This is a genomic window from Microbacterium sp. NPDC086615 (genome assembly GCF_040686055.1).
GTDB lineage: Bacteria > Actinomycetota > Actinomycetes > Actinomycetales > Microbacteriaceae > Microbacterium.
Genome location: NZ_JBFBJJ010000015.1, coordinates 60,775 through 76,680 on the forward strand (window position 1 = coordinate 60,775; position 15,906 = coordinate 76,680).

At 69.9% G+C, this 15,906-nt stretch carries 12 protein-coding genes; all 12 read right to left on the minus strand.

All coding sequences use genetic code 11. From position 1 onward, the window contains the following. Nucleotides 1-67 precede the first annotated feature (67 nt). The 12 genes from gmk to efp all read right to left on the minus strand — a co-directional run bounded on the left by gmk (nucleotide 68) and on the right by efp (nucleotide 15,838). Nucleotides 68-973, minus strand: a complete 906-nt coding sequence (gene gmk, locus AB0O24_RS14640) for a guanylate kinase (protein ID WP_275801078.1) — start codon at nucleotides 971-973, stop codon at nucleotides 68-70. Continuing rightward, entirely contained in the window at nucleotides 966-1,826 is an 861-nt protein-coding gene (gene pyrF, locus AB0O24_RS14645) for an orotidine-5'-phosphate decarboxylase (RefSeq protein WP_275801079.1), read from the minus strand. The genes gmk and pyrF overlap by 8 nt, the downstream gene beginning before the upstream one ends. Then, nucleotides 1,823-5,110 carry a carbamoyl-phosphate synthase large subunit gene (carB, locus tag AB0O24_RS14650; protein ID WP_363375847.1) on the minus strand — a complete coding sequence of 1,096 codons (3,288 nt, stop codon included), beginning with the start codon at nucleotides 5,108-5,110 and terminating at the stop codon, nucleotides 1,823-1,825. The genes pyrF and carB overlap by 4 nt, the downstream gene beginning before the upstream one ends. Continuing rightward, entirely contained in the window at nucleotides 5,103-6,287 is a 1,185-nt protein-coding gene (carA, locus tag AB0O24_RS14655) for a glutamine-hydrolyzing carbamoyl-phosphate synthase small subunit (RefSeq protein ID WP_363375849.1), read from the minus strand. The genes carB and carA overlap by 8 nt, the downstream gene beginning before the upstream one ends. Next, entirely contained in the window at nucleotides 6,284-6,787 is a 504-nt protein-coding gene (locus tag AB0O24_RS14660; RefSeq protein WP_363375851.1) for a hypothetical protein, read from the minus strand. Before AB0O24_RS14660 ends, carA begins: the two co-directional genes overlap by 4 nt. Then, entirely contained in the window at nucleotides 6,784-8,106 is a 1,323-nt protein-coding gene (locus tag AB0O24_RS14665) for a dihydroorotase (RefSeq protein ID WP_363375854.1), read from the minus strand. Before AB0O24_RS14665 ends, AB0O24_RS14660 begins: the two co-directional genes overlap by 4 nt. After that, complete coding sequence (locus AB0O24_RS14670; protein WP_363375856.1) at nucleotides 8,103-9,071, minus strand: aspartate carbamoyltransferase catalytic subunit; 969 nt, start codon at nucleotides 9,069-9,071, stop codon at nucleotides 8,103-8,105. Before AB0O24_RS14670 ends, AB0O24_RS14665 begins: the two co-directional genes overlap by 4 nt. Further along, complete coding sequence (gene pyrR / locus AB0O24_RS14675) at nucleotides 9,068-9,598, minus strand: bifunctional pyr operon transcriptional regulator/uracil phosphoribosyltransferase PyrR (RefSeq protein ID WP_363375859.1); 531 nt, start codon at nucleotides 9,596-9,598, stop codon at nucleotides 9,068-9,070. The genes AB0O24_RS14670 and pyrR overlap by 4 nt, the downstream gene beginning before the upstream one ends. Before the next feature lie 268 nt (nucleotides 9,599-9,866). Next, nucleotides 9,867-11,444 (minus strand): MBL fold metallo-hydrolase, encoded by a 1,578-nt coding sequence (locus tag AB0O24_RS14680; protein WP_363375860.1) that lies wholly within the window; start codon nucleotides 11,442-11,444, stop codon nucleotides 9,867-9,869. Between the two features lie 173 nt (nucleotides 11,445-11,617). Further along, the gene (locus tag AB0O24_RS14685; RefSeq protein WP_363375863.1) at nucleotides 11,618-14,569 is read right to left on the minus strand and encodes a DEAD/DEAH box helicase; all 2,952 of its coding nucleotides are present in this window, start codon (nucleotides 14,567-14,569) and stop codon (nucleotides 11,618-11,620) included. A 295-nt stretch (nucleotides 14,570-14,864) separates the two neighbouring features. Beyond that, nucleotides 14,865-15,275 (minus strand): transcription antitermination factor NusB, encoded by a 411-nt coding sequence (nusB, locus tag AB0O24_RS14690; RefSeq protein WP_058595714.1) that lies wholly within the window; start codon nucleotides 15,273-15,275, stop codon nucleotides 14,865-14,867. A gap of 2 nt (nucleotides 15,276-15,277) precedes the next feature. Continuing rightward, on the minus strand, nucleotides 15,278-15,838 hold the full coding sequence (gene efp, locus AB0O24_RS14695; RefSeq protein ID WP_013586614.1) for an elongation factor P: 561 nt from the start codon (nucleotides 15,836-15,838) through the stop codon (nucleotides 15,278-15,280). Nucleotides 15,839-15,906 lie beyond the last annotated feature (68 nt).

Consider the following 15,906-nt stretch of genomic DNA (forward strand, 5'->3'; position numbering starts at 1 on the left):
CGGTTTGGGGCGCAGAATTCCGCGCCCCAAGCGAAAAAGCGCGCCCCAAACTGGGGAGCACGTTGCGTCAGCGCCGCGGCGCAGCGAGCGCCACGACCTCGGCGGCCGCGCGGGCGACGTCGTCGTTCACGACGCGGTAGTCGAACTCGTTCTGCGCCGCCAGCTCGACGCGCGCCGTGCGCAGTCGCCGCGCCCGCTCCTCGGCATCCTCGGTCCCTCGTCCGACGAGGCGCTGGACGAGTTCGTCCCAGCTCGGCGGGAGAAGGAAGACGAGCGTCGCGGACGGTTCGGCGGCGCGCACCTGACGCGCCCCCTGCAGATCGATCTCGAGCAGGGCCGTTCCGCCCGCCGCAAGCACGCGCTCGATCGGCTCACGCGGCGTTCCGTAGCGGTGGCGGTTGTGGACGGTCGCCCACTCGAGCAGCGCATCGGTGGCGACCAGACGGTCGAACTCGGCGTCGTCGACGAAGTAGTAGTGCTCGCCCTCGACCTCTCCGGGACGCGGAGCCCGCGTGGTCGCCGAGACGGACAGGTGGATCTCGGGATGGTGGTCTTTGATGTAGGCCGCGACGGTTCCCTTGCCCACGGCGGTGGGACCGGCCAGCACGATCAACCGACTCCGGCCGGCGCGAGGGCCTGGCTCGGGCCACCGGCTGTCGAGGTAGTCCCGGAGCGCGTCGCGCTGACGCGACCCCAGCCCGCCGAGGCGCTTGACCGGAGAGATGCCGAGCGAATCGAGGATCCGGTCGCGCTTGTTCTCGCCGATCGCGGGGATCGCGGTCAGGAACTCTGTCACGCGCATCGCACCCGCAGCCGACGACGGGTCTTCGAGACCGCGGCGTAGCAGCTCCTGCGGGCTGATGACGCGTGTCGACACGTCGCGCTTGAGCGCTGCCCGCTCGCGACGGGCGGCGACCGCACGGCGAGAGGCCGCGGCGCGATCCACCTCGGGCGGACGACGGGACTCAGCCACGGGACACCCCCTGATATAGCGCGGCGCGCTCCTCGATGCGGGCGGCGAGTCGATCAGGTCCCACCGCGATGACGCTGCGGCTCTCGTTCGCGACGACCGCCGACGCGACGTACCCGAACAGCCGGCCCAGGTCGGCCGGCTCAGCGCCCTGTGCGCCGAAGCCGGGGGCGAGGATCGGCATCCCCGCCAGTGCCACGTCGCCCAGGCCGAAGGCCGTCCGGTCGACGGTCGCTCCGACCACGACGCCGATCGAACCGAGGGCACCGGGTGCGCCGATGTTCGCCTCGTTCACGTCGTGCGCGACGCGCGCGGCGACGTGTTCGTGGTCGCCCACGGCGAGGGCGTCGTCGACGATCGCGCTCTGGAGGGCGCGTGCCTCGGGGTTGCTCGTCGCCGTCAGGACGAACGCACCCTTGCCGTGGCGGATCGCCAACGACAGCGTGTCGTGCAGCGAGTCGGCACCCATGTAGGGCGACAGGGTCACGGCATCCGCTTCGAGGGGAGAACCGGGCTCGAGCCACGCGTGGGCGTAGCCCTCCATGGTCGTGCCGATGTCGCCGCGCTTGGCGTCGGCGATGATCAGCAGGCCCGCGTCACGGGCGGCGGCCATCACGTCTTCGAGCGCGGCGAACCCGCGAGAGCCGTAGCGCTCGTAGAACGCCACCTGCGGCTTCACGACCCCGACCCGGCCGCGGGCGGCCTCGACCACCCGCAGGCCGAATTCACGGGCACCGGATGCCGTGGCATCCAGCCCCCACGCCGACAGGAGCGCGGCGTGGGGGTCGATGCCGACGCACAGGGCGCCGTGGGTCGACAGTGCGGCGCTGAGCCGCTGACCGAACGACTCGCTCACAGGCGACCCGCGCGGTCGGTCGCGTACTCCTGGAGACTGCGCACCCCGAAGCCGTCCTTCATGGCACCGAGAGCGCTCACCGCGGCACCGAGCACGGCCATCGTGGTGAACAGCGCCTTGTCGGCGGCGACGGCGGCCGCGCGGATCTCGTATCCGTCGGCGCGGGCCGTACCACCGCTGGGGGTGTTGACGATCATGTCGATCTCCCCCGCGTTGATGAGGTCGACGACATTCTGCTGGTCCGACCCCTGCGTCTCGGAGTACTTCTCCACGACCTGGACCCGGATGCCGTTACGGGCGAGGATCTCGGCCGTGCCCTCGGTGGCCATGAGCGAGAAACCGAGTTCCTGCAGCCGGTGGGCGGGCAGGATCACGGCGCGCTTGTCGGCATCGGCGACCGAGATGAACACGGTCCCCGAGGTCGGCATCCCGCCGTACGCGGCTTCCTGGCTCTTCGCGAACGCGGTCGGGAAATCGCGGTCGATGCCCATGACCTCGCCGGTCGAGCGCATCTCGGGCCCGAGCACGCTGTCGACCGTGCGACCGTCGGCGGTGCGGAACCGCTTGAACGGCAGCACGGCCTCCTTGACGGCGACCGGCGCGTCCAGCGGGACGCGGGAGCCATCCTGCTCGGGCAGCAGCCCCTCGGCGATCAGCTCGGCGATGGTGTTGCCGGCCATGATGCGGCTGGCGGCCTTCGCGAGCGGGATGCCGAGCGCCTTCGACACGAACGGGACCGTGCGGCTCGCGCGGGGGTTCGCCTCGATGACGTAAAGCACGCCCGCCGAGATCGCGAACTGCACGTTGAGCAGGCCGCGGACGCCGACGCCCTTCGCGATCGCGAGCGTCGCCTCGCGGACGCGGTCGACCTCGGTGCGACCGAGTGACACCGGCGGCAGGGTGCAGGACGAGTCACCGGAGTGGATGCCGGCCTCTTCGAGGTGCTCCATGACGCCGCCGATGTACAGGTCGGTGCCGTCGAAGAGGGCGTCGACGTCGAGCTCGATCGCGTCGTCGAGGAAGCGGTCGACAAGGAGCGGCAGGCCGGGGCCGATGATCGCCTGGTCGGCGACGCGCACGAAGTAGTCGCGCAGCGCCTCGGTCGAGTAGACGATCTCCATGCCGCGTCCGCCGAGCACGAAGCTGGGGCGCACGAGCACGGGGTAGCCGATGTCCTCGGCCACCTGCACGGCGCCCTCGACGTCGATCGCCGTGCCGTTGCGCGGGGCGACGAGACCGGCCTCGTCGAGCAGGCGCGAGAACAGCTCTCGCTCCTCGGCGAGGTCGATCGCCTCGGGGCTCGTGCCGAGGATCGTGTAGCCGGCGGCCTCGATACCCTTCGCCAGGCCCAGCGGCGTCTGACCGCCGAGCTGGCAGACGACGCCGAGGATCGTGCCGGACTGCGACTCGGCGTGGAGCACCTCGAGCACGTCCTCGAGCGTCAGCGGCTCGAAGTAGAGGCGGTCGCTGGTGTCGTAGTCGGTCGACACGGTCTCGGGGTTGCAGTTCACCATGACGGTCTCGTACCCGGCGTCCGACAGCGCGAACGAGGCGTGCACGCACGAGTAGTCGAACTCGACGCCCTGACCGATGCGGTTCGGGCCCGAGCCGATGATGACGACCTTCGTGCGGTCGGAGGGGGTGACCTCGGTCTCGGCGTCGTAAGACGAGTAGTGGTACGGCGTCAGGGCCGGGAACTCCCCCGCGCACGTGTCGACGGTCTTGTAGACCGGGCGCACGTCGAGCGCGTAGCGGGTCTCACGCACCTCGGCCTCGTCGAGCCCGCGGATCTGCGCGATCTGCGCGTCGCTGAAACCGTGCTCCTTCGCGATGCGGAGGGTGTCGGCATCCAATTCGTCGGCCTGCGCGATGAACTCGGCGACCTCGTTGATCAGCACCATTTGGTCGATGAACCACGGGTCGATCGCCGTCGCGTCGAACGCCTGCTCGGGCGTCGCGCCCTTGCGCAGCGCCTGCTGCAGCACGACGATGCGGCCGTCGGTCGGGGTCTTCGCGATCTCGAGCAGTTCCTCGACCGAGCGCGACTCCTCGCCCCAGTGGAAGCTCGACCCGCGCTTCTCGAGCGACCGCAGCGCCTTCTGCAGGGCCGTGGTGTAGTTGCGGCCGATCGCCATGGCCTCGCCGACCGACTTCATGGTCGTGGTGAGCGTGGTGTCGGCGGCGGGGAACTTCTCGAAGTTGAAGCGCGGAACCTTCACCACGACGTAGTCGAGCGTGGGCTCGAAGCTCGCCGGGGTCACCTTGGTGATGTCGTTGGGGATCTCATCCAGCCGGTAGCCGATCGCGAGCTTCGCCGCGATCTTGGCGATCGGGAAGCCCGTGGCCTTCGACGCCAGCGCCGACGAGCGCGAGACGCGCGGGTTCATCTCGATGACGATGATGCGACCGGTCTTGGGGTCGACGGCGAACTGGATGTTGCAGCCACCGGTGTCGACGCCCACCGCGCGGATGATGTCGATGCCGATGTCGCGCAGGCGCTGGTACTCGCGGTCGGTCAGGGTGAGCGCGGGCGCCACCGTGATCGAGTCGCCGGTGTGCACGCCGACGGGGTCGACGTTCTCGATCGAGCAGACGACGACCGTGTTGTCGGCGGTGTCGCGCATGAGCTCGAGCTCGTACTCCTTCCACCCGAGGATCGACTCCTCGAGCAGCACCTCGTTGGTCGGCGAGTCGTGCAGGCCCGCGCCGCCGATGCGGCGGAGGTCTTCCTCGTCGTACGCGAAGCCCGAGCCGAGGCCGCCCATGGTGAAGGACGGGCGGACGACCAGCGGGTAGCCGAGCTTCTCGGCGCCGGCGAGGAGCTCGTCCATCGAGTGGCAGATCACGGATGCCGCGACGTCGGCGCCCGCCTCGATCACGAGCTCCTTGAAGATCTGGCGGTCCTCGCCGCGGTTGATCGCGTCGAAGTCGGCGCCGATGAGTTCGACGTCGTACTTCTCGAGGATGCCGCGCTTGTGGAGCTGGATCGCCGCGTTCAGCGCAGTCTGACCACCGAGGGTGGGGAGGACGGCATCCGGCTTCTCTTTCGCGATGATCGACTCGATCACCTCGGGGGTGATCGGCTCGATGTAGGTCGCGTCTGCGAAGTCGGGGTCGGTCATGATCGTCGCCGGGTTGGAGTTCACGAGGATGACGCGCACCCCCTCTTCGCGCAGGACGCGGCAGGCCTGGGTGCCGGAGTAGTCGAACTCGCAGGCCTGACCGATGACGATCGGGCCGGAGCCGATGACGAGGACGGAGGTGATGTCGTCGCGCTTAGGCATTCTTGGTGGTCTCCGTGTTGGTCTGAACGGTGGCGAGAACCATCTCGCGGAAGCGGTCGAACAGGTAGTTGGCGTCGTGCGGACCCGAGGCTGCCTCGGGGTGGTACTGCACGCTGAACGCGGGGATGTCGAGAGCGCGCAGACCCTCCACGACCTGGTCGTTGAGGCCGATGTGGCTCACCTCGACGCGGCCGAAGCCGTTCGGGCTGTCGACGACCTGGTCGAGGGGCGCGTCGACGGCGAAGCCGTGGTTTTGGGACGTGATCTCGACGCGGCCGGTGGTCTTGTCGAGCACGGGCTGGTTGATGCCGCGGTGTCCGAACGGCAGCTTGTACGTGCCGAAGCCGAGGGCGCGACCGAGCAGCTGGTTGCCGAAGCAGATGCCGAAGAACGGCAGGCCGTCGCTCAGGACCTCGCGCAGCAGCTCGACGTGCTGATCGGATGCCGCGGGGTCACCCGGACCGTTCGAGTAGAACGCGGCGACCGGCTCGATCGCGCGGATCTCGTCGATCGTCGCCGACTGTGGGAAGACGTGCACGTCGAAGCCACGGGCGGCGAGATTGTCGATCGTGGACTTCTTCACTCCGAGGTCGAGCACAGCGAGGTTGCCGATGCGCTCGGCCGTGGCCGGGGTCACCTCGACCTCGGTCACCGAGACCTCGGCGGACAGGTTGCGGCCGGCCATCCCGGGGGCCTCGCGGACGCGGCGCAGCTGCTCCTCGGCGTCGAGGCTCGCGGCCTCGCCCGAGAAGACGCCGCCGCGCATGCTGCCCGAGGAGCGGATCCGACGGGTCACGGCGCGGGTGTCGATGCCCGAGATGCCGACGATCCCGTCTTCGACGAGCGCCTCGTCGAGTGAGCGGTTCGCGCGCCAGTTCGACACCATGCGTGAGGGGTCGCGCACGACGTAGCCGGCGACCCAGATGCGTCGCGACTCGGGGTCTTCGTCGTTCACGCCGGTGTTGCCGATGTGCGGGGCGGTCTGCAGCACGATCTGACCCGCGTACGAGGGGTCGGTGATCGTCTCCTGGTAGCCGGTCATGCCCGTGGCGAAGACGACCTCGCCGAGAGTCTCGCCGCGCGCACCGTACGCGCGGCCGGTGTGACGGGTGCCGTCTTCGAGCACGAGGACGGCCGGGTCGCGCGTCAGGCGCGCGGAAGGGATCAGGGCGGTCATGCGTCGCTTCCTGTCGTGGTGATGAGCGGACGGATGGCGTCGGCGAGGGCTTTCGCCGAGGCATCCTGAGGTCGGAGGTAGGTGTCGACGACCGTGTAGGCGTCGATGCGCCAGGCGACGCGGGTCAGGCCGTCGCGCTCGACCACGCGGTCGATGGCGACGGTGGCCTGGCTCGCGTCGATCAGGCGGTCGCGGGTGAGCGCGATGCGAGGCTGGCCCGGGAGGTCGAGGGCGACGCCGGCCGTCGTGACGGTGACGTCGACGCGGGAGCGGAAGCCGAGACCCTTGACCGCGAGACGCTCGAGCGGCTCGTCGTGACGGGTCGTGGCGACGTAGAGCCCCGGGAACACCGCCGTCTCGACGGCGTCCGCGGGCAGCTCCCCCACCGGGGCGGAATAGCGCGCATCGCGCCGCGTTCGTCGCCACCAGGCCCACGCCAGCAGACCCAGCAGGACGACGGCCACGCCGACCATCACGAGCAGAGCACCCTCGCGGCTCACGCGAGAGCCCCCGGCGCGTCGAGCAGCGCGCCGTCGGCAACCGTGGGGATGCCGGAACGCACGGTCCACCGCACCTCTCCCGGCAGCTCCCTGCCGAGGTACGGGGAGTTCTTGCTGCGACCACGAAGGTCGGTCACCGAGAACGCGCGCGAGGGGCGCGGGTCGTACAGGGTGAATGACGCGGGCTGTCCGACGGCGAGGGGTGTGCCGTGGCCATTGAGCCGACCGATGCGCGCCGGGGCCTTCGACATCACCCGGGCGACATCTCCCCAGCCGATCAGGCCCGTGTCGACCATCGCCTGCTGCACGACCCGGAGAGCGCTCTCGAGCCCCACCATCCCGTTGGCGGCGGCGGCCCACTCGCACGCCTTCGCCTCGGCGGGGTGCGGGGCGTGATCGGTCGCGACGATGTCGATCGTGCCGTCGGCGAGACCCTCGCGCACGGCCAGGACGTCTTCTTCGCGGCGCAGCGGCGGGTTGACCTTGTAGCGGGCGTCGTAGTCGCGCACGAGCTCGTCGGTCAGCAGAAGGTGGTGCGGGGTGACCTCCGCGGTGACGTTGACGCCGCGCTTCTTGGCCCAGCGGATGATGTCGACCGAGCCCGCCGTACTCAGGTGGCAGACGTGCAGGCGCGAGCCGACGTGCTCGGCCAGCAGCACGTCGCGGGCGATGATCGACTCCTCGGCGACCGCGGGCCAGCCGGTGAGACCCAGCTCGGCCGAAACGGCGCCCTCGTTCATCTGCGCGCCCTCGGTGAGCCGCGGGTCTTGCGCGTGCTGGGCGATCACGCCGTCGAACGCCTTCACGTACTCGAGCGCTCGCCGCATGATGAGCGGGTCGAAGACGCAGAAACCGTCGTCGCTGAAGACGCGCACCCGGGCGCGCGAGTCGGCCATGGCGCCGAGCTCGGCGAGGCGCTCGCCCTTCTGTCCGACGGTGACGGCACCGATCGGCTGCACGTGCACGTACCCGGCGGCCTCTCCGAGCGCGAACTCCTGCTCGACCACGCCGGCGGTGTCAGCGGTCGGCGAGGTGTTGGGCATCGCGAAGACGGTGGTGAAGCCGCCGGCCGCGGCGGCGCGGGATCCGGTGAGGACGGTCTCGGATGCCTCGAACCCGGGCTCGCGCAGGTGCACGTGCAGGTCGACCAGGCCCGGCAGGGCGATGAGCCCGTCGGCGTCGACGACCGTGGCGCGCGCATGCGACAGGCCGGTGCCCGTCTCGGCGATGACCCCGTCGTGGACGAGGAGGTCGGTGGCATCCTGACCCTCGACGCGAGCGCCGCGAACCAGAAGGGTCTGGGGGGTGGCGTGGCTCATCGAGGGTCCTCTTTCTCGGTGTGGGGCCGTTCGCCCGCGAGCAGCAGGTAAAGCACGGCCATCCGCACGGAGACGCCGTTCGTGACCTGCTCGAGCACCGTCGAGCGAGGCGAATCGGCGGCTTCGGCGGAGATCTCCAGACCCCGGTTCATGGGGCCGGGGTGCATGACAATGCTATCGGGCGGCAGGGCTGCCAGGCGTCGCGCATCGAGGCCGTAGCGGCGTGAATACTCCCGTTCAGTGGGGAAATACGCGGCCGACATGCGCTCGAGCTGGATGCGGAGCATCATCAGCGCGTCGGGTCCCGCCGCGATCGCGTGATCGAGGTCGTAATCGACCTCGATGGGCCAGCCGCTGACGTCCTGCGGAACGAGGGTCGGCGGGGCGACCAGAGTCACGTGCGCCCCGAGCGTGTGCAGCAGCCAGACGTTCGACCGGGCGACGCGCGAGTGCAGCACGTCGCCGACGATCGTGACCCGGATGCCGTCGAGCCCGCGGCCGCGGCTGTCGTCGCCGAACAGACGCTTGCGGATCGTGAAGGCGTCGAGGAGCGCTTGCGTCGGGTGCTCGTGCGTCCCGTCTCCCGCGTTGACGACGCCCGCGGTGATCCAGCCGCTGGTGGCGAGGGTGCGCGGGGCGCCGGAGGCTCCGTGGCGGATGACGACGGCATCCGCCCCCATCGCCTGGAGGGTCTGCGCGGTGTCCTGCAGCGACTCGCCCTTGCTGACGCTCGAGCCCTTCGCCGAGAAGTTGATGACGTCGGCGGAGAGGCGCTTGGCTGCGGCTTCGAACGAGATGCGCGTGCGCGTGGAGTCCTCGAAGAAGAGGTTGACCACGGTCTTGCCGCGCAGCGTCGGGAGCTTCTTGACCTCGCGGCGCTGGGTTTCGGCCATGTCCTCGGCGACGTCGAGGATCTCGATGGCGTCGGCGCGGGAGAGGTGCTGGGTGTCGAGGAGGTGCCTCATGACTCGATCGTCACCTCCTCGACGCCGTCGATCTCGGCGAGGCGCACGTTGACGCGCTCGTCGCGGGAACTGGGAAGGTTCTTCCCCACGAAGTCGGGGCGGATCGGCAGCTCGCGGTGGCCGCGGTCGATGAGCGTCGCGAGGCGCACGGCGGCGGGGCGCCCGATGTCCTGCAGGGCGTCGAGGGCGGCGCGGATGCTGCGACCCGAGAACAGCACGTCGTCGACCAGCACCACGGTCTTGCCGTCGATGCCGCCCGCGGGGATCTCGGTCTTGCGCGGTGCCCGCGTGGGGTTGCGGTGCAGATCGTCGCGGTACATCGTCACGTCGAGCGAGCCGACCGGAACGGGCGCTCCCCCGAAGTCGCTGACCAGCGGGCCGATCCTGTTCGCGAGCGTGACGCCGCGGGTCGGGATGCCGAGGAGGACGAGTCCTTCCGGTCCCTTGTTGGACTCCAGGATCTCGTGCGAGATGCGCGTCAAAGCGCGGGCGATGTCGGCATCGTGCATGACGGTGCGCGTATTCATCCGCTGCTCCCTTCTCCGCCTCACGGGACGGGGTTAAAGGTTGCTGTGGTTCGTCGTCCAGCTTAGCGGGTGGGTGCCCGGGTGTTGCGTGGATCCGGTGCGTGCCGAGTGTTCGGTTCGGCATCCGGATGCAAACGCATAAACGCTGTTCGCGACCATAAACGCGGTGTGCACGTGTTTCTGAGCGCGGAGAGCGTTTATGCGTCGACGGGCCCGCGGCGCCGCCCCATCACCGGAGCGCGACGTGCGGAATACGGATGCCGGGGACTCAGCCCGCGGCGACCTCCGCGGCCTCGGCGGCGCGGCGTTCCCTGCTCGGCGTAGAGCGGATTGGGTGCCCCGTCGTCGTCAGGCACCGACCCGAGGCCAGGTCCCACTTCCAGTCGTGCAGCGAGCACGTCAGCACGCCGTCCTCGATCTTGCCGGTCTTGGTGAGGTCGGCGCGCAGGTGCGGGCAGCGACGCTGCACGGTCCAGCCGTCGATCTCGGCATCCTCGGTCTGGTCGCTCTGCTCGGCGTACCAGTTCTCGACGTACTCGATGCGGTCGCGCGAGAGGCACTTGAGGAAGGTCGTGAGGAACTCGTTGAACTTGCCCGAGCGGCCGACCTCGAACTGCATCGACAGGAAGATCGAGTTCGACCAGTCGATCTCGTGATCGCGGATGTTCGTCGACACGAGGTCGGCGGGGATCGTGTACCAGTAGATGCACTCCTCCCCCGCGTACTCGCGCAGCTTCGCCTTGGGGAAGTCCACGACCATGTCGAGCTCGCCGATGCGGAAGCGCACCATCCCGCCCACGCCGTTGCGGATCGTGCGGGCGCGGCGCAGCAGCGGCTCCCACCACTCCTTCAGAGCCGCGAGCATCTCGGCCGGCGGGATGATCTCGGCACGGGATGCCTCTTCCGCCTGGATCTCGGCCTGACGGCTGTCGCGCTGCTCGGCGAGGTAGTTCCACTTGTCACCGAAGACGCGCTCGATCTCTTCGTCGGTGTACAGCGTCTGGGTGACGGTGACGTCGGAGCCGTGCACCTCGACCTCGGTGCCCGGGAGGAACAGGTAGCCCTTCTGGCCGGGGCGCTGTTCCTTCATGTGCGCGAGGAACTCGCGCTGATCGGTGAAGATCGAATCGTTCTCGAGGCCCGTGCCGTTGTAGCGGAACAGCTCCTCGCGCAGGAACATCGGCGGACCGGCCATGGGGAAGACGTGCTCGGCATCCACCTTCTCGATGTAGTACATCGCGCGCTTGTTCTGCGCGTCGCGCTTGAGCTGCGCGAAGTTCTGCTTGGCATCCTGCGGCAGGTCGTAGACCATGGGCCACCAGATCGCGCCCGAGACCTGGGTGAAGTACGCGTCGGGCTTGCCGAAGTCGAACAGCTTCTCGAGGTCGAGCGGGTGCGAGTCGTTCTGATTGAGGATGGATGCCGTGCCGTCGTCGAGCGAGAGCGACGAGTCGCCGATCGGGCCGTCCGAGGGGGCCCGAAGCGGGGTGACCATGAGCTTCAGGTCACCGAACTGCAGCGGAACACCCGCTTCGGTGCGAACGAGGTTCGTGTAACCGAGGGCGATGAGGTCCTGCTCGAGATCGTCGGTCGGGTACTCGGGAAGGAGCACCTTGACGTCCTTCGGCACGTAACGCTCGAGCATCGCCGGGTCGAAGTGGTCGCGGTGGCGGTGCGAGATGTAGAGGAAGTCCGCCTTGCCGAAGCGCTCCCAGTCGAGAGCGCGGTTGTCGGGGAACGGGAACCACGAGCCGAAGAAGCTCGGACCGATGACGGGGTCGCAGAGGATGCTGCCGCCCGCCGTCTCGATGAACATTCCCGCGTGGCCGAGGCCGGTGATTCTCATGTCGCTCCTGTGTCGTGGACGGAACCTGACGAGTCTACGCGGGGCCGGCTGGAAGGCCGTGGGGAGTCGCGGCGGTTCGAGCGACCAATGGATGCCGCGGACTCGCCGCCGCGGATCGATCGCGGGTCAGCGGTGCGCGCGGCGCCGCATCGCGTCTGTTCGGTGCGCTCGTCTCACGGCCCCAGCAGCCCCCGGATGTCCGACGCGTCGAGGGAAGCGGCGAACGCCTCCCCCTCGTCGATGACCGTGTCGAACAGTGCGGCCTTCCGGCGCTGGAGGGCGAGCACCTTCTCTTCGATCGTGCCGGCCGCGATCAGCCGGTAGACGAACACGCTCTTGTCCTGGCCGATGCGGTGCGCGCGGTCGATCGCCTGCGCCTCGGCCGCGGGGTTCCACCACGGGTCGAGCACGAAAACGTACTCGGCCTCGGTCAAGGTCAGGCCGAAGCCGCCGGCCTTCAGACTGATGAGGAACACGGGCGCCTCCCCCGCGCGGAAGCCCGCGACCACGTCACCGCGCCGGGCGGTGCTCCCGTCGAGGTAAGCGTAGGCGAGGCCCGCGGCATCCAATCTCTCGGCCGCCATGTCGAGGAAGGACGTGAACTGGCTGAAGACGAGCGCGCGGTGCCCCTCCGCGGCGACCTCGACGAGTCGCTCGAGCAGCACGTCGAGCTTCGCCGATCCCAGGTGCGCGTCGCGTTCGTCGACGAGACCGGGGGCGAGCGCGAGCATGCGCAGCAGCGTCAGCGAACGGAACACGATGAAGCGCTGCCGATCGAGGTCGTCGAGCAGCCCGAGCACTTTCTGACGCTCGCGCTGCAGCACGCGGTCGTACACCGCGCGGTGGGCCGGGCCGAGCGGCACGGCGATCTCCTGCTCCTGCTTCGGCGGAAGATCGGACGCCACCACGTCCTTGGTGCGGCGGAGGAGGAACGGCCGCACCCGGCGCCGAAGTCGCTCGAGGGTCTTCTCGCGATGCTCCCCGGCTGCCGCGGCAGAGAGGGCGGTGGGCGCGTCCGACGGCAGCTGCTCGATCGCGCGCGTGTAGTCCTCGCGGAATTGACGGATCGAGGGGAACAACCCCGGTGCCGTCAGCGCGAGGAGGGCCCACAGATCGTCGAGCCCGTTCTCGATCGGAGTGCCGGTGGCCGCGAACACCGCGTCGGTGCGCAGGGCGGCGATCGCGCGATGGATACGCGTCGCCGGATTCTTCACGAACTGCGCCTCGTCGAGCACCACCCCCGACCAGTGCGGCGCGGCGAACTCGTCGGCATCCGTCCGCACGACGCCGTAGGACGCGACGACGATGTCCGCGTCGCCCGAAATCTCGGCGATGGACCTCTCGCGGCGCACCGCGGTCGCCTCGACGACCGCGACCCGCAGGCCGGGGGCGAAACGTGCGGCCTCGTCGCGCCAGGTCGGCAGTACCGACGTCGGCGCGACGACGAGCCACGGTCGCGCGTCGCCGCGGGTGCGGCTGTGGGCGATGACCGCGAGTAGCTGCAGCGTCTTTCCGAGGCCCATGTCGTCGGCCAGGATGCCGCCGAGCCGGTGGGCGTGCAGGAGCGCGAGCCACGACAACCCCTCGCGCTGGTACGGGCGCAACTCCGCTCGGAATCCGGGCGGTGTGGACACTCGCGGTACCTCGGTGACGTCACGGAGCGCTCGCGCCAGCTGCCGCCACTCGACCGCAGCCTCGGACTGGTCGGCGAGGTCTTCGAACTCGGCCCACAGGGCGAGGTGGGTGCGGGGCAGGCGCGGCCCGGTCTCCCACTCGTCGAGCGCCGCGGCCTCCTCGAGCAGCTCTCGAAGCCTCTGCAGAGCCGGGTGCGTGAGCGAGAACCAGGCGCCGTCCGACAGCTTGATGCGCGTGCGCCCCCGTGAGAGGGCGCTGAAGAGCACGCCGAAGGGGATGAGACGGCCGTCGATCGTCACGACGATGCCGAGGTCGAGCCAGTCGCGGTCGAGTGACTCCACCGCGGTGATGCGCAGGGACGGATCCCCCCGCAGCTCGCGGAAGGTCGGCTGCGTGCCCCGAGTGCGCACCCGCACTTCGTCGACCACGTCGAGAGCGGGCAGCACGCGGGAACCGAAGACCGCGGCGTCCGCGTCGCGCAGGAGAGCCTTCGGCATCAGGGGCAGGTCGGACGCCGCCATCCACGCCGTCTCGAACCGCTCGCCGATCTGCGCCTCGGCGCGCGCGTCGCGCTCGACGTTCTCGCTCTGGTCGTCGTACACGGTTCGGAAGCCGCCCGGATACACCCAGTCGAGCCGGTACTGCACGGCGTCGTCGTCGAGGTACGAGACCTCCACGGTCAGCGTCGGGCGCGCCGGCGGCGGGGGCGGCACTCCGGCGCCGACCGAGAGCGGGGCGCGGAGGGCGAGGCGCGGATACATCTCGGCCACGAACTCCGTCGCTTCGGCGGCGACGACGTCGACGACCCTGCCGCCGATCAGCGCGGGGAGCGGCGACGGAAGGTCGACGGCCGCGAGGACGATCGGCACGGGGTCGCGGTCGACCTCGAACGCGAAGACCCCCGATGTGCCCACGGCGCGGGCATGCGCGGCATCCACGGGACGCCCGTCGATCTCGAGATCGGCCGAGACGCGCAGCGCTCCCCCGCCGACCGCGTCGAGCGCCACCCGCGCCGTCGCCGTGCGCGCGAGGCGCACCGTCTGCTGCGCGTGCATCGGGACGATCCGGATGCCGAGCCCCTCGGCCGCGGCCAGGTGCGGCCACAGCAGGGGCGAGTCGACGGCGTCGAGGGCGATCGTGTCGCCGGAGGGAGCGAACGGTCCGGCGGTGCGAAGGGCCTGAGCGAGGGCGTGGAGCTCGGCGAACCACCGCACGTGCGCGGGGTCGAAGCGCGTGGTGGATCGACGCACGGCATCCCACGTGGCATCCGCTCGGATCCACGCCTCGCGCGCGCCTCGCACGAGGGGACGCGCGACGAGCTGCAGATCGTCGCGGCGGCGCGCGAGCATGCGCGGGGTCACCGGCACGACCGCCCGCGCCTCCCACCGCGCGGGGTCGTAGGCCTCGCGCTGGCGCAGCTCGACGCCGAGGGCGAGCGGCTCGTAGGCGGCCGGCTCGCCCCCGGGGAGGAGGTCGCGCCAGGTGGTCACGGGAGCATCCTGCCCGACGCTTCCGACATCGCCGGCCGTGCGAGCGGGCTCGCGGGGGTCCCGGACCACGCATAAACGCGATTCGCGCACAGAAACACGCTGTGCTCGCGTTTCTGTGCGCGAACAGCGTTTATGCGCGACTTGCGGCCGCGCCCGCACGCCGCTGACTCGCGGCCGCGCGCGCACGCCGCTGACTCGCCGCGGTGCGCGCACCCCGCCAACGCGTTCACGCCGAAACGCCGCGACGCGGCCGCCGACGAAACGTCGGGGCCGCGTCGGGACACGTCGCGAGGGCTCAGGACGAACGCGCGATCCGCGCCAGCACGCCGTGCACGAACGAGCCGGAGTCGTCGGTCGAGAACTCCTTGGCCAGCTCCACCGCTTCGTCGATCGCGACGGCCGTCGGCACCTCGTCGTTGTAGAGGATCTCCCACGTGCCGATGCGCAGCAGGGCGCGGTCGACGGCGGGCATGCGCTGCAGCGACCAGTCCTTGGCGAACGTGGTGATCTGCTCGTCGATCGCGTCGCGGTTGTCGATCACGCCGTCGACGATGTCGCGGGCGTACAGCCAGGACGCCTGACGGTCGGGCTCGGAAGAGGCGCGCTTCGCCTCGGCGGCCAGCATGATCGGCAGCTCCTCGCCGCGCACGTCGGCCTGGAAGAGGATGTCGAGGGCGCGCTTGCGCGCCTTTGTGCGGGCGGACAAGGTCAGCTGATGCGGCCGAGGTACTCGCCCGTGCGAGTGTCGACCTTGATCTTCGTGCCGGTCTCGAGGAACAGCGGAACCTGCATCTCGTAGCCGGTCTCGACGGTGGCGGGCTTGGTGCCGGCCGACGAGCGGTCGCCCTGAAGACCCGGCTCGGTGTAGGTGACCTCAAGCACGACGGACGGCGGGAGCTCGATGTAGAGCGGGTTTCCGTTGTTCAGCGCGATCTGCACCTGCTGGTTCTCGAGCAGGAAGTTGGCGGCGTCGCCGACGGTGGCGGCCCCCACGGTGATCTGGTCGTAGTCGGCGACGTCCATGAAGACGAAGCCCTCGCCGTCGTTGTACAGGTACGTGAAGTCGCGGCGGTCGACGTTCTCGATGTCGACCTTGGCGCCGGCGTTGAACGTGCGGTCGACGGTCTTGCCGCTCATGACGTTCTTGAGCTTGGTGCGGACGAACGCGCCACCCTTACCGGGCTTGACGTGCTGGAACTCCACGACGTTCCAGAGCTGACCGTCGATGCTGAGGACGACGCCGTTCTTGATGTCTGCGGTGGATGCCATGAGTGCCGGTGTTCCGTTTCGTGTGAGGGGAGGCGGCGCTCTGGCGCACACCCAGCGGTCCAGTCTAC

Bases quoted from the DNA above. Each gene is read 5' to 3' on its own strand.
- carB (WP_363375847.1), bottom strand. From the start codon at position 5,110: ATGCCTAAGCGCGACGACATCACCTCCGTCCTCGTCATCGGCTCCGGC.
- carA (WP_363375849.1), bottom strand. From the start codon at position 6,287: ATGACCGCCCTGATCCCTTCCGCGCGCCTGACGCGCGACCCGGCCGTC.
- AB0O24_RS14665 (WP_363375854.1), bottom strand. From the start codon at position 8,106: ATGAGCCACGCCACCCCCCAGACCCTTCTGGTTCGCGGCGCTCGCGTC.
- AB0O24_RS14670 (WP_363375856.1), bottom strand. From the start codon at position 9,071: ATGAGGCACCTCCTCGACACCCAGCACCTCTCCCGCGCCGACGCCATC.
- pyrR (WP_363375859.1), bottom strand. From the start codon at position 9,598: ATGAATACGCGCACCGTCATGCACGATGCCGACATCGCCCGCGCTTTG.
- AB0O24_RS14680 (WP_363375860.1), bottom strand. From the start codon at position 11,444: ATGAGAATCACCGGCCTCGGCCACGCGGGAATGTTCATCGAGACGGCG.
- efp (WP_013586614.1), bottom strand. From the start codon at position 15,838: ATGGCATCCACCGCAGACATCAAGAACGGCGTCGTCCTCAGCATCGAC.